General features: G+C 68.8%; 11 protein-coding genes. 3 read left to right on the top strand and 8 right to left on the bottom strand.

Annotated features, from left to right (window positions below):
• Positions 1-16: 16 nt before the first annotated feature.
• The 3 genes from DIE08_RS17715 to DIE08_RS17725 all read right to left on the bottom strand — a co-directional run bounded on the left by DIE08_RS17715 (position 17) and on the right by DIE08_RS17725 (position 3,632).
• On the bottom strand, positions 17-1,051 hold the full coding sequence (locus DIE08_RS17715; protein ID WP_059601994.1) for a helix-turn-helix domain-containing protein: 1,035 nt from the start codon (positions 1,049-1,051) through the stop codon (positions 17-19).
• A gap of 185 nt (positions 1,052-1,236) precedes the next feature.
• Positions 1,237-1,779 (bottom strand): hypothetical protein, encoded by a 543-nt coding sequence (locus DIE08_RS17720; RefSeq protein WP_124902761.1) that lies wholly within the window; start codon positions 1,777-1,779, stop codon positions 1,237-1,239.
• A 326-nt stretch (positions 1,780-2,105) separates the two neighbouring features.
• The gene (locus tag DIE08_RS17725) at positions 2,106-3,632 is read right to left on the bottom strand and encodes an aldehyde dehydrogenase family protein (protein ID WP_059602002.1); all 1,527 of its coding nucleotides are present in this window, start codon (positions 3,630-3,632) and stop codon (positions 2,106-2,108) included.
• Positions 3,633-3,949: 317 nt separating this feature from the next.
• On the opposite strand from DIE08_RS17725, the gene DIE08_RS17730 reads away from it, so the two are divergent.
• The gene (locus DIE08_RS17730; RefSeq protein WP_059602244.1) at positions 3,950-4,375 is read left to right on the top strand and encodes a pyridoxamine 5'-phosphate oxidase family protein; all 426 of its coding nucleotides are present in this window, start codon (positions 3,950-3,952) and stop codon (positions 4,373-4,375) included.
• Positions 4,376-4,647: 272 nt separating this feature from the next.
• Here the strand turns inward: DIE08_RS17730 and DIE08_RS17735 are convergent, their stop codons facing one another.
• Positions 4,648-6,252: an MFS transporter gene (locus DIE08_RS17735; protein ID WP_124902763.1), complete on the bottom strand. Its 1,605-nt coding sequence runs from the start codon at positions 6,250-6,252 to the stop codon at positions 4,648-4,650.
• A 151-nt stretch (positions 6,253-6,403) separates the two neighbouring features.
• On the opposite strand from DIE08_RS17735, the gene DIE08_RS17740 reads away from it, so the two are divergent.
• Complete coding sequence (locus tag DIE08_RS17740; RefSeq protein WP_124902765.1) at positions 6,404-7,288, top strand: LysR family transcriptional regulator; 885 nt, start codon at positions 6,404-6,406, stop codon at positions 7,286-7,288.
• Between the two features lie 13 nt (positions 7,289-7,301).
• Here DIE08_RS17740 and eutC read toward each other — a convergent pair whose 3' ends face one another.
• From eutC to DIE08_RS17760, 4 genes are all read right to left on the bottom strand, one after another.
• Positions 7,302-8,093, bottom strand: a complete 792-nt coding sequence (gene eutC, locus DIE08_RS17745) for an ethanolamine ammonia-lyase subunit EutC (protein WP_124902767.1) — start codon at positions 8,091-8,093, stop codon at positions 7,302-7,304.
• Positions 8,090-9,487 (bottom strand): ethanolamine ammonia-lyase subunit EutB, encoded by a 1,398-nt coding sequence (locus DIE08_RS17750; protein WP_059602015.1) that lies wholly within the window; start codon positions 9,485-9,487, stop codon positions 8,090-8,092. Before DIE08_RS17750 ends, eutC begins: the two co-directional genes overlap by 4 nt.
• A 106-nt stretch (positions 9,488-9,593) precedes the next feature.
• Positions 9,594-11,006: an ethanolamine permease gene (eat, locus tag DIE08_RS17755; protein WP_124902769.1), complete on the bottom strand. Its 1,413-nt coding sequence runs from the start codon at positions 11,004-11,006 to the stop codon at positions 9,594-9,596.
• A 241-nt stretch (positions 11,007-11,247) separates the two neighbouring features.
• Positions 11,248-12,711 carry a mechanosensitive ion channel gene (locus tag DIE08_RS17760; RefSeq protein ID WP_124627937.1) on the bottom strand — a complete coding sequence of 488 codons (1,464 nt, stop codon included), beginning with the start codon at positions 12,709-12,711 and terminating at the stop codon, positions 11,248-11,250.
• Positions 12,712-12,989: 278 nt separating this feature from the next.
• Between DIE08_RS17760 and DIE08_RS17765 the strand changes: the two genes are divergently transcribed.
• Complete coding sequence (locus DIE08_RS17765) at positions 12,990-13,868, top strand: GyrI-like domain-containing protein (RefSeq protein WP_124902771.1); 879 nt, start codon at positions 12,990-12,992, stop codon at positions 13,866-13,868.
• Positions 13,869-13,904: the final 36 nt, after the last annotated feature.

Consider the following 13,904-nt stretch of genomic DNA (forward strand, 5'->3'; position numbering starts at 1 on the left):
CGCACCGCCGCGCGGCTCATCCGGCCGTCACCGTCACCGCCCGCTCGCGCAGCGTCTCCGACGGCCGTTTGCCGAACAGTCGCCGGTAGTCGGTCGCGAACTGGCTCAGGTGCCAGAAGCCCCACGCCTCCGCGACGTCTTGCACCGAGCCGGCCGCCCGCCCGCACAGATCACGGCGCGCACCGTTCAGCCGCAGCGTCCGCAGGTAGGTCGCGGGCGCCATGCCGAGCACGTCCTGGAAGCAGTACTGCAGCGTGCGCCGGCTCACGTGCAGTTGCTCGCACAGCTCGGGCACGCCGACCGGGCGCGTGCGGTGCGCGAGCACGTACTCGCGCGCCTGCTCGACGATCCAGCGCCGTGTCGATGGCGCGCCGCCGGCGCCATCGTCCGCCGGTTGCGCGCACGCATCGAACAGCGCGGCCAGCACCTCGGCCTGCAGGTCGTCGCGCTGCGCGTCGGGCAGCGGCCCGCCCACGGCCGCCGCGCCGTCGAGCCGGCGGCCGAGCAGCGCGCACAGGCGCGCGAGCCGCGTATCGCCAACCTGGATCACGTGCTGCGTGAACAGCCGCTCGTCAAGCGCGCGGTGTTCGACTTCCTCCGCGTAGCGGCGCAGCACGTCGCCGCGCACGACCACGCCGTAGATCGAGAACTGCGCAGGCGTCAGCAATTCGAATTCGACGTTGCCGGGCCGGAACGCGAGCGCACCGGGCCCGATGCGGCACGCATCGACGCGCGCGGTGCCGTCGCTGACCAGCGGGATGCCGAACCAGTACGCGTCGCCGCGCACCTCGCATGCCTGGCGCAGCAGGTGGCTGGTCGATTCGCGAAACAGCTTCATCGTGTCGAGCGGCAGCTCCGTCAGCGTGCCGACGAAGCGGCCGGCCGCGAGCTGGTCGTAAGTCTGCCGCCAGCCGATCAGGTTGCGCGCCTGCTCGTCCGCGTCATGCGCAACGCTGACCACGGCCTGGCCGGCGAGCGCGTCGTCACCCTGCGCGCTGCACCGCGTGTCCTCGGCCGTCGGCTCGGCCATGCACTCCAATCGTTGACCCATCGTGTTCTCCTCACCTGCCCGGAACCGCGTCCAACACGCAAGTCCCGTGCCGAACCGCGCGGCCCGGCGACAAGCCCGTCATTGCACGCCGTGCGGCCGCCGCGCGCCATGAGGGCGCACCCGGAGGCGGCATGCCACGCACCGTGCGGGTGCGGCTTGCGCGCCGCGGGCAGCCCGGCGACGCGCTACGCGCCCGGCCGCAACCGCACGACCCGCGTGCCGCAATTGCCGTACGCCTGCGCGACCGCCAGCTCGATGATCGGGCTGCCGGCCGACCAGGGTGCGGCATCCGCTGCCGGCAGATCGGCACGCAACGTCGCGCGGCCGTTGATCCGATAACGGATGCCGCGCACGAAATCGATGAACAACAGCCCGATGCCGCCACCGTCGCACGCGAGCGCATCGATCCGGTCGCCGTCGCCGTGCGTCGGCAGCGCGAAGCGCAGCGTCTTCGTGTCGATCACGCGCACGACCGGCCACAGATCGCCGTTCGCGTCGCGCATGCCCTGCACGATGTCGCAGGTCACGCGCGCCGGGTCGTCGCGCGTCGTGCCGACGAACATGAACGGCTGCGATTCGACGAACTGGCGCACGCCGATGCTCAGTCGCGTCGTGATGACGTCGCTCATGCGCTCGGCTTCGTCGGCGACGCCGAACCGGTGCTGCGCGTCGAGCTCGCCCGCGTGAAACACGGGGTGACGCGGCCAGGATCGAGGCGGATCTGCCATGCTGGTTTCCGTCGGGGCCATCGGTGCGCGATGCGGGCGCGACCGCGCGACAGCCGATGCGGTTGCCGAGGCGGGCCGCCGGCGACGCGCAGCCGACGCCGCGTATCGAATGTCGAAAGGCGAAAAAAGCGAAGTGCCGGACGATCGGCCGCAAGCGCGCTGCCGCGCCGCGCGCACCGCCCGACGGCCGGGCAGCCATCGCCCGACCGTCGAACGCTGCCCGGCAATCCGGTCCCGGACACGCCGCCGTCCAGCACCGGTTGCCGTACCGGGCAGCGTCGCGCTGCCGCCCGGCTGGCCCAGGCACTTCGCCCCTGCTGCGGCGATCAGAAGAACCCGAGCGCCTCGGCCTGGTAGCTGACCAGCAGGCACTTCGTCTGCTGGTAGTTCGACAGCGCCATCTTGTGCGTCTCGCGACCGATGCCCGACTGCTTGTAGCCGCCGAACGCCGCATGCGCGGGGTACAGGTGGTAGCAGTTGGTCCACACGCGGCCAGCCTCGATCTCGCGGCCCATCCGGTACGCGCGCGTGCCGTTGCGCGTCCACACGCCGGCGCCGAGCCCGTAGAACGTGTCGTTCGCGAGTTCGATCGCTTCCTGCTCGTCCTTGAACGTCATCACCGACGCGACCGGCCCGAAGATCTCTTCCTGGAACACGCGCATCTTGTTGTTGCCGAGCAGCATCGTCGGCTTCACGTAGTAGCCCGTGCCGAGGTCGGCGGCCGGTGCCGTGCGCTCGCCGCCCGTCAGGCATTGCGCGCCTTCGTCGCGGCCGATGTCGATGTACGACAGGATCTTGTCGAGCTGCTGCTGCGACGCCTGCGCGCCGATCATCGTCTGCATGTCGAGCGGATGGCCGGCCTTGATGCGCTCGACGCGCGCGACGGCCTTCTCGATGAAGCGTTCGTAGATCGATTCCTGGATCAGGATCCGCGACGGGCACGTGCACACCTCGCCCTGGTTCAGCGCGAACATCGCGAGCCCTTCGAGCGCCTTGTCGAGGAACGCATCGTCCTGGTCGAGCACGTCGGCGAAGAAGATGTTCGGGCTCTTGCCGCCCAGCTCGACCGTCGACGGGATCAGGTTCTCGGCCGCGGTGCGCAGGATGTGCTTGCCGACCGGCGTCGAGCCCGTGAACGCGATCTTCGCGATCCGCTTGCTGGTCGCGAGCGCCTCGCCCGCTTCCTTGCCGAAGCCGTTGACGATGTTGATCGTGCCGGCCGGGAACAGGTCGCCGATCAGTTCCATCAGCACCAGCACCGACGCGGGCGTCTGCTCGGCCGGCTTCATCACGACGCAGCAACCGGCCGCGAGCGCCGGCGCGAGCTTCCATGCGGCCATCAGCAGCGGGAAGTTCCACGGGATGATCTGGCCGACGACGCCGAGCGGCTCGTGGAAGTGATACGCGACGGTGTTGTCGTCGATTTCCGAAATGCCGCCTTCCTGCGCGCGGATGCAGCCCGCGAAATAGCGGAAGTGGTCGATCGCGAGCGGCAGGTCGGCCGCCATCGTTTCACGCAGCGGCTTGCCGTTGTCGATCGTCTCGGCCACCGCGAGCAGCTTCAGGTTCTTTTCCATCCGGTCGGCGGCGGCGAGCAGGAGGTTCGCGCGCTCGGCGACCGACGTCTTGCCCCACTTGCGGCGCGCGGCGTGCGCGGCATCGAGCGCGACCTCGATGTCGTCGGCGCCCGAGCGCGGCACGCGGCAGAACGGCTTGCCGTTGATCGGCGACACGTTCTCGAAATACTCGCCCTTCACCGGCGGAACCCACTTGCCACCGATGTAGTTGTCGTACTGCTGACGATACGGATATTCGACGTCGAGGCCCAGTTGTTTCAGGTCAAACGGGTTCATACATGTCTCCTGTTCATCGTGCTTGTGTGAATGCAGCGCCGGTTGGATCGCGCTACACGGTTTACGCAACATGCGTGCCAAACCGGCCGAAAACCGAACAGGAGCGGTGCGTCCGGCCGCCCGCCGCAGGCGGCGCCGGCGCACGAAAAACGAGTGTCCCGATTCTGAACATCGCGACGGCACAGCCGGCACGGCGGGTGTTCTGATTTTCCACAGCGCACCCGCGCACGCTTCGCCGTGCACCGCGCTTGCAGCGTGGCATGTCGCTTGCGTGCGGAACGCGGATCCGCACGCACCGGCCACGCGCCGACCGAACCATGAACCCGGGCCCCCTCGGCGACGATGCCGTCGCGTTCATCCATGAACAGGCATTCCTGATCGTCGCGACCGCGAACGCGGCGGGCGACAGCGACTGCTCGTATCGCGGCCGGCAGCCGCGCGCGGACGGTTCGTTCGCCCCGCTCGTCGACCTGCCCGACCGTCGTACGCTCGTGCTGCCCGATTTCGCGGGCAACAACCTGTTCAACACGATCGGCAACCTGCTCGTGAATCCGGCGATCGCGCTGCTGTTCGTCGACTTCGTCCGGCAGACGACGTGGCTCGTGCAAGGTCGCGCGACGATCGATGAAGATGCCGGAAGTCGCGCGCACCTGTGGCCCGATGCGCTGCGCTATGTGGTCGTCGATGTGGAAAGCGCGCAGGCACGGGCCGATGCGGGATTGCCGCCGCTCGTGCTGGCGTGATGCGCGGCACCCTTTCGTCGTCGGCACAAGGCGGGCAGGCAATGCCCGGTGCGGTGCTGCGCACGCTTGTGCAAGCGTGATGCGTCGAGCGGGTCGTCGGTGCCGGAGCACGCCGGCGCCATTCCCGATGGGCGCGTGCCCGGCGGGCGACGCAACGCTCCACGCTCATTCGCGCGCGGGGCCGATCGCCGGTACACGGATTCGCGTGATCGCAACATGCGCGGGCACGCTGCCCGCGATCGTCGACCTGCGCGCCCCCTGAGACGCCCCGCTCACCGCCCGCTTGCCTCCGTGCAAGCCGGTTCGGTTCGGCGGCGCGCCGGCGCGCCGGGATGCGCAGTTTCACCATCGTCGCCGCGCGCTTCCGTCACCCCGGGCCGCGCACCGAGAAATGCGAACACCACCCCCGCACACAGCACCGTGACGATCGCGAGCCCGATCAGCAGCCGATCGAACGCATGCGTATAGCTCGCGAGCAGCGCCGTACGCTCGACGCCCGGCAATACGGCCGCCGCGCCCGCGAGATCGCCGGTGGCGAGCCGCGCGGCCGCGCGCAACGCTGCGTCGGACGCGCCGGTCGCCCGCCGCAGATCGGTGTGCGCGAGCGTCGCCAGCACCGCGCCGGCGATCGCGAGCGCGATCCCCTCGCCCGCCACGCGCGTCGTGCTGAAGATCCCGGTCGCCATCCCCGCGCGCTCCTTCGGTACGACGCTCACCGACAGCCCGTCCATCAGCCCCCACGGCATGCCGGCCCCGACGCCGATCGCGAGCATCGGCGCGATCGCCGTCGGCCCTGCGCCGCCGTGCAGCGCCACGCCCAGCCACACGAGGCCCGCCGCCGCGAGCAGGAGCCCGAGCCCCGAGATCACGCCGGCCGACAGCCAGCGCGTGAGCGTCGCCGCGACGAGCGGCACGACGAGCATCGGCGCGGAAATCGCGAGCATCAGCCAGCCTGCGTCGATTTCGCTGAAGCCATCGATGCCGATGAAGCGCAGCGGCAGCACGACGAGCAGGACGATGTAGCAGCAGCAGGTCGACACCGGCAGCACCTGCACGCCGACGAAGCGCGGAATCCGGAACAGCGACAGGTCGAGCATCGGCCGCGCGACGCGCGTCTCGATCGCGACGAACGCACACGCGCCGAGCGCCGCAGCCGCCAGCAGCGCGACGACGAGCGGATGCGCCCAGCCGCGCGCGGGCGCCTCGATCACGCCGAACGTGAACAGCGTGAGCGCGGCGGTGAACGCGGCCGTGCCGGGCCAGTCGAGCCCCGTCGCGTGCGGATCGCGCGACTCGTGCATCCGCGGCAGCCCGAACGCGAGCGACAACGCGCCTGCCGCCGCGCCCGTGACGAAGATCGCGCGCCAGCCGTAGTGCGCGATCAGGCCGCCGGCGAGCACGGGCCCGAACGCGAGCCCGATCCCGAACGTCGTGCCGAGCAGGCTGAATGCGCGCGTGCGCGCCGCGCCGTCGAACTCCTGCGCGAGCGCGGCCGTGCCGCCCGCGAGCGCCGCGGCCGCCGCGAGCCCCTGCGCGGCGCGCAGCAGGTCGACCGCGAGCATCGACGGCGCGAACGCGAGCGCCACCGACATCAGCGTGAAGCCGCCGACGCCGATCGCGAACACGCGCTTGCGGCCGAACTGGTCGGCCAGCGCGCCCGCCGCCATCAGGAAACTGCCGAACGCGAGCATGAACGCGTTGGTGATCCAGTTCATCGCGACCGGGCCGCCGTGCAGGTCGCGGCCGATCGCGGGTGTCGCGACCGCGCCGCCCGAAAACGACAGCGGCAGCGCGACGGCGGCCATGCAGACGGCGGCCAGCACCCACGCGCGCCGACGCGCCGACGTGGCTGAAGCGGGTGAAAACGGGTGATCCATCATCGCTCCTCGAAAAGCCGGCGCGGATGCGCCTCAAGCGCGATCAAGGATAATTTCGATTCAATCTTAGAAAAACAACGCGAAGCTCCGCATATAACGGACTAAAATTCTTCAATTCAACGCTTCGCGCCCTGCTCGCCCGTCTACGTCGATGGAAAACCTGAACGGCATCGCCGCCTTCGTCCGCACCGCCGAAGCGCTCAGCTTCGTCGCGGCCGGCCGCGCGCTCGGCATCTCGGCCTCCGCCGTCGGCAAGACGATCGCGCGGCTCGAGCAGTCGCTCGGCGTGCGCCTGTTCAACCGCACGACGCGGCGCGTCACGCTGACCGACGAAGGGCGCCATTTCTACGAACGCTGCCAGCGGATCCTCGAGGATTTTCGTGATGCGGAGGCGACCGTGACGGCCTCCGCGCAGCGCCCGCGCGGCAAGCTGCGCGTGAGCCTGCCGGTGATCGGCTACCGGTTCCTGCTGCCGGTGCTGCCCGAATTCAGGTTGCGCTATCCGGACGTCGAGCTCGATCTGGATTTCAACGACCGGATGGTCGATGTCGTCGAAGGCGGCTTCGACGCGGTGATCCGCAGCGGCCCGCTGTCGGATTCGAGCCTGATGTCGCGGCGGCTCGGCCCGTTCGCGTTCGTGCTGTGCGCGACGCCCGCGTATCTCGCGCTGGCCGGCACGCCGCGGGTGCCGCACGATCTCGAAACCCACGATTGCGTGCGCTACTGTTTCCCGACCACCGGCAAGCTGCAGGACTGGGCGCTTGCCGCCGACGACGGCACGCCGCTGAAGCTGCGCACCGCGATGACCTGCAACAACATGGAAGCGCTGCGCGGCACGGTGATGGCGGGGCTCGGCATCGGCTACATGCCCGACTTCCTCGCGCGCGACGCGCTGGACGCGGGCGCGCTCGTCACCGTGCTCGACGACTACCGGATCGCGCCGGGGCAGTTCTCGATCGTGTGGCCGTCGAGCCGGCAACTGTCGCCGAAGCTGCGCGTGTTCGTCGACTTCCTGTGCGAGCGGCTGTTCAAATAGACGGTCGGCCCCGTCACGCCGCGCCGATCCGCTCCGCTTCCGCCTGCGGCAACAACGAATCGCTGTCGTCCTTCAGGCCGACGCCCGTCAGCTTGAGCCTGCGCGCATGCGTCATCAGGTAATGCAGCTTGTGCGCGGCGGCGGCATGCGGCAGCCCTTCGGGCCGCACGTTCGAGATGCAGTTGCGCAGCGCGTCGTGACAGCCGACCTTCGGCGCCCAGGTGAGGTACACACCGAGGCTGTCCGGCGAGCTGAGCCCCGGCCGTTCGCCGATCAGCATCGCGACGACCTGCGCGCGCAGCAGTTCGCCGATCTCGTCGCCGAGCGCGACGCGCGCCTGCGTCGCGACCACCACCGGGCCGACCCGCCAGCCGTCCGCGTCGAGCCGCGGCCGCACGGCCTGCAGCAACGGTAGCGCCTGCTTCGCGGCCGCGAAGGCCGACAGCCCGTCGCCCACCACGAACACGACGTCCGGCGCATCGTCGAGCGCCGCGCCGTATCCGGCCAGCAGCGCGCGTCCGTCGTCGGACAGCTTGCGGCCGAGATCGGGCCGGCGCAGGTAATGCTGGCGGTCCGGCGCCGCGCTCTGCACGCCGAGCGTCGCGAAGCCGGCCGCGTCGATCTGGCGGCGCAGCGCGTCCGCGTCGAGCGGCTGATGCACGGCGTCGCGCGCCTGCGCGTGCGACAGGTTGAACGCGAGCAGCGGCGCGGTCGGCAGGCTGCTGCCCGCGCGGCCGAGCGCGATCCGCGCGTTCGTGAACGCCTTCAGCTGCGCCCACGGATTCTTTTCGACGGCGTCGCTCATGCCGAAATCCCCATCCAGTCGTTCGCGCCCGCGAGCAGCGGCACACGCGCGTTCGCGGCGCGCAGCGCGCCGCGCGCGTCGGCGATCTCCATCGTCTCCAGCCATTCCTCGAACTCGGGCGCGCGGCGCAGGCCGAGCACCTCGCGCACGTAGAGCTGGTCGTGAAACGACGTGCTCTGGTAGTTCAGCATCACGTCGTCCGCGCCGGGAATCCCCATGATGAAGTTGATGCCGGCCGCGCCCAGCAGCGTCAGCAGCGTGTCCATGTCGTCCTGGTCGGCTTCCGCGTGATTCGTGTAGCAGATGTCGCAGCCCATCGGCACGCCGAGCAGCTTGCCGCAGAAGTGATCCTCGAGCCCCGCGCGGATGATCTGCTTGCCGTCGTACAGGTATTCGGGCCCGATGAAGCCGACGACCGTGTTCACGAGGAACGGATCGAACTTGCGCGCGACCGCATAGGCACGCACCTCGCAGGTCTGCTGGTCGACGCCGAAGTGCGCGTTCGCCGACAGCGCGCTGCCCTGGCCCGTCTCGAAATACATCAGGTTGTTGCCGACGGTGCCGCGCTTCAGCGACAACGCGGCCTCGTGCGCCTCGCCGAGCAGCGCGAGCGAGATCCCGAAGCTCGCGTTCGCCTTCTCGGTGCCCGCGATCGACTGGAACACCAGGTCGACCGGCGCGCCCTTCTCGATCGCCGCGATCGTATTGGTCACGTGGGTGAGCACGCACGATTGCGTCGGCACGCCGTAGCGCTCGCGGAACCCGTCGATCATCGCGAGCAGCTTCACGATCGCCGCGAGGCTGTCGGTCGCCGGGTTGATGCCGATCATCGCGTCGCCGCAGCCGTACATCAGCCCGTCGAGCATCGACGCGGCGATGCCCTTCACGTCGTCGGTCGGATGGTTCGGCTGCAGCCGCACCGACATCCGGCCGGCCAGCCCGACCGTGTTGCGAAAGCGCGTGACGACGCGGCGCTTGCGCGCGGCCGCGATCAGGTCCTGGTTGCGCATCAGCTTCGACACGGCCGCGACCATCTCGGGCGTGAGGCCCGGCGCGATCCGTTCGAGCGCGGCGCCGTCGGCCGCGGGCGACAGCAGCCAGTTGCGGAAGTCGCCGACGGTGAGGTGAGAGATTTCCGCGAACGCGGCAGCGTCGTGATCGTCGACGATCAGGCGCGTGACCTCGTCGTCTTCATACGGAATCACCGCTTCGTTCAGGAACGCCTTCAGCGGCACGCCCGCGAGCGCGATCTTCGCGGCGACGCGCTCCTCCTCGCTCGCCGCCGCGACGCCGGCGAGCTGGTCGCCGGAACGCAGCGGGCTTGCCTTCGCGAGCAGCGTCTTCAGGTCCGCGAAGCGGTACGTGCGCGGGCCGATCGTCTCCGTGTAGGACATCGTTCGAATCTCCTTGCCAGTCCTTGCCTTGCATAACGCCGACGGCGCGCCCGTTCGACGGGGCGCGCCGGATGCCGTCACCAACGGCCGTTCGGGTCCACCATCCTCATTCCTCCAGCAGCACGTCGGCCGGCGCGCTCGCACGCTGCGAACGGGTCGCGAGGAAGTACGCGTAGCCGAACGCGAGGAACGCGACGAACACCATCGCCACCAGCCCGTTGAAATACACCATCGTCGCGAGGCAAATCAGGGCCGCAACGATGGCGAATGCCGGGAAGAACGGGTACAGCGGCGCGCGGAACGGCCGCGCCATGTTCGGCTGCGAACGGCGCAGCTTGAACAGCGCCGCCATGCTTACGATATACATCACGATCGCGCCGAACACCGACATCGTCACGATGTTCGCGGTGAGCGTCTGGCCGCCGAACTGGATCAGCTCGTCGCTGTAGATCGCGGCGATGCCGACCACGCCGCCCGCGAGGATCGCGCGATGCGGGGTCTTGAAGCGCGGATGCACCTTGCCGAGCCACTCCGGCAGGTAGCCTTCGCGGGCCAGCGCGAAGATCTGGCGCGAATAGCCGAGGATGATCCCGTGGAACGACGCGACCAGCCCGAACAGCCCAAGCCACACGAGCATGTGCATCCAGCCGCTGTTCGCGCCGACGATGTATTTCATCGCCTGCGGCAGCGGGTCGTTGATGTTCGCGAGCTTGGTCCAGTCGCCCGCGCCGCCGGCGAACACCATCACGCCGATGGCCAGCGTGACGAGCGTCAGGATGCCGGCCACGTATGCGATCGGGATCGAGCGCTTCGGGTTCTTCGCCTCCTCGGCGGCCATCGCGACGCCTTCGATCGCGAGGAAGAACCAGATCGCGAACGGGATCGCCGCGAACATGCCGTGGAATGCGCCGACGCTGAAATGATCGGCGCCCGACCAGCCGCCCTTCATGAAATTGCTCCACGCGAAGCCCGGCGACACGACGCCCATGAACACCAGCAGCTCGAAGATCGCGAACAGCGTGACGACCAGCTCGAACGTCGCGGCAATCTGCACGCCGACGATGTTCAGCGCCATGAACACGAGATACGCGCCCATCGCCGCGTGTTTCGGTTCGAGCCCCGGGAACTGCACGTGCAGGTACGCGCCGATCGCGAGCGCGATCGCGGGCGGCGCGAACACGAACTCGACGAGCGTCGCGGCGCCGGCGAGATAACCGCCGGTCGGACCGAACGCTCGGCGCGCATACGCGAACGGGCCGCCCGCGTGCGGGATCGACGTCGTCAGTTCGGTGAAACTGAAGATGAAGGTGGTGTACATCGCCGCGACGAACAACGCGGTGACGACGAAACCCAGCGTGCCCGCACTCGCCCAGCCGTAGCTCCAGCCGAAGTATTCGCCTGAAATCACGAGGCCGACCGCGATGCCCCACAGTTGCCAGGTCCCGAGCGTCTGCTGCAGCGCGGGCTGGCCGGACGACTTGGCGCCGGCGGCGGGCCGGCCATTCGACTCTGCTTTCATCGGATTCTCTCCTCAAATGCGCCGGGCCTGACGGCCTGCGCGACTGAGAATCGATGCTAGAGAGTCATTAAACGACGTGTTATCGAAATTCGGCAAAGACGACGGCTGACATTTCGCTGACGGAAATGCCGGCCCGGCCGGCCGTGCGACGCGCGTCGATGTGCCGGGCGCGCACGCCCGACCGCCCCCTGCGGGCACCACCGCCGGCCGCGCGAAGCGGCCGGACGGGCACGCGGCAGGCTTACTGCCCGCCGCCGCGCTGGTTGAACCAGCGATCGAGCAGCTTGCCGGCCGCTTCGCGGCCGCCGAGGCCGAACGACAGCGCGACCGCCACCGCGATCGCGCCGAGCACGAGGCCGAACGCGAGCTGCACGATCTCGTTGGCGATGCCCATCGCACGCAGCCCCATCGCGAATACCAGGCCGAGGATCGCGAATTGCGCGATGCGCGCGAACAGCACGCTGTGCTCGCGGTCCGCCTGCTCGATCACGCGGCGCGCGAGGCCCGCGAGCCACACGCCGATCACGAGGATCACGCCGCCCATCAGTACGTGGCCGCCGAATTCGATGAACAGCGTGACGACGTCGCGCACCTGCGTGAAGCCGAGCCGGTTCGCGGCCTCGACCGACGCGAACAGCATCGCGAAGAACACGATCAGCCGCGCGACCAGCACCGACGGCTGCAGGATCCCCGAGAACACGCGCTCGACGCCGAGCACGGCCGGCAGCCCGTCGACGCCGGCGGCTTCCAGCAGCTTCTGCGCGAGCGACGCGACGAAGCGCGCGAAGTAGAACGTGACGAGCACGATCACGATCGCCGCGACGATGTCCGGCACCGCGCCGAGGAACTGGTTCAGCATGTTGGTGGCCGGAATCGAGATCGCGTCGATCTTCAGCGCGTCGAGCGCGGAGATCAGCGTCGGCACGAACACGAACACGTAGACGATGGTGCCGATCAGGCTCGATACGCGCACCGGCGTCGGGCTGTCGAGGCTTTGCGTCAGGCGATCGGCGCCGGCGGCGACGAGCAGGTTCGTCACGAGACCGCGCAACACGCGCGCGACGATCCAGCCGACGATGCCGATCACCGCGGCAGCGAACAGGTTCGGCACGATCGCGAGCAGCTTGTCGACCATCCCCTGCACCGGCGACAGCAGGCCGGACAGCGCGAACGACCCGAGAATCGCGGGCAGGAACATCAGGATCACGAGCCAGAACAGCACGTCGCCGAGATAGCCGCTCATCGGCTGCATGCCTGCGCTTTCGGACAGCTTGTCGTCGACCTTGCTCGCCTTCAGCGCGCGGTTCGCGAGGCTGCGCAGCAGCGATGCGATCAGCCACGCGATCAGCGTCAGCGCCGCGCCGCCGATCAGGTTCGGCAGGTAGTTGACGATGTGCGTGACGAGCAGCGAGAACGGATTGGACACCGCGTACAGGTTGAGCACGTTGAAGATGCCCACCGCGGTGACGAGCAGCACGAGCCAGAACAGGCCGCCGGCGATGATCCGCTCGACGTACGCGCCCTGGCCGGTGCTTTCGCTGATCCGCTGATCGACCTTCAGCGCGTTGAGCAGCCGGAGCGCGCCGGCACGCACCGCCACGGCGATCAGCCAGCCGATCACCAGGATGCCGATCGCGCCGGCGATCTTGGGCAGGTATCCGCCTAGCGTGGTCTGCAGCGACGTGATGAAGCTGGAAGCATCCATTTCTTCTTCTCCCGAAAAACGTGGCGTTGCGATTGAACATCGACGAACTACCTGCGTACTTCGAAAACCGTGCGTTGCCGTCCGAGCAACTTACCCGAGAAAAATGACGCGATCATACGATTTCACCGTCTTTAACTTTAGTCGTAGATCGCAGGGGGGCAAGACCCCATTTCGTCATAATAAAAAGGGGCCGGATTTGTCGGCCTCCTACGCATTTCCGCAAGATTTATCAATTCGGCCCGTGCTACCGTGACGTCGGGTCCCGCCCGGACACGCCGATGACCGTCGAAACGAAACCCGACCAGCTCGCCTGGATCCGTTACGCGGCCAGCGTGGCGCGCGTCCACGAATACATTCGCGCGCACCTCGACGGCCCGCTCGACCTGAACCGGCTTGCCGAAGTCGCGTGCCTGTCGCCGTATCACTGGCAGCGCGTCTATCGCGCGCTGTATGGCGAGTCGGTCGTGCTGACGGTGCGGCGGATGCGGATCGTGCGCGCGTCCGAGGATCTCGTCTGCACGGCGCGGCCGATCGACGAGATCGCACGGCGCGCGGGCTACGGTTCGACGCACGCGTTCACGCGGGCGTTTCGCGACGCATACGGTGTGCCGCCGGCGCAGCACCGGCGCACGGGCAGCCACCGGCCCATCTATCCGTTACAGCGAGGAGAAGAAGACATGTTCAAGCATGAAGTCGAAATCCGGCAGCTGCCTGAACTGCACGGCTATGCGATAGCGCACACCGGTTCGTACTTGAAGGTCAGCGAGGCGTTCATGCGGATCGGCGCATGGGTCGGGCAGCACGGGTTGATCGGCCCCGGCGCGAAGATGATCGGCATTTTTTACGACGATCCGGACACCACGCCCGAAGCGCAGTTGCGCGCGAAGGCCTGCTTCATGCCCGCCGACGGTGCGCCGGACGTCGAGCCCGTGCCGCCGGTGGAGCGCGTGACAGTGGCGGGCGGCGAATATGCGGTGCTGTTGCATACGGGGCCGTATGCGGACCTGAAGACGGCCTACCAGTGGCTCTACGGCGACTGGCTGCGTCACTCGGGCCGAGAAGCCGCCGACGCGCCGCCGTTCGAGCTGTACCTCAATACGCCGATGAATGCGGCGCCGGCCGACCTGCGCACCGAGATCTACCTGCCGCTGCGCTGATCGAAAGACGAGTGTGCCTGCACCGGCCCTGAAACG

Origin of the sequence: Burkholderia sp. Bp9004, from assembly GCF_003858025.1 — a bacterium.
Taxonomy (GTDB): Bacteria; Pseudomonadota; Gammaproteobacteria; order Burkholderiales; family Burkholderiaceae; genus Burkholderia; species Burkholderia diffusa.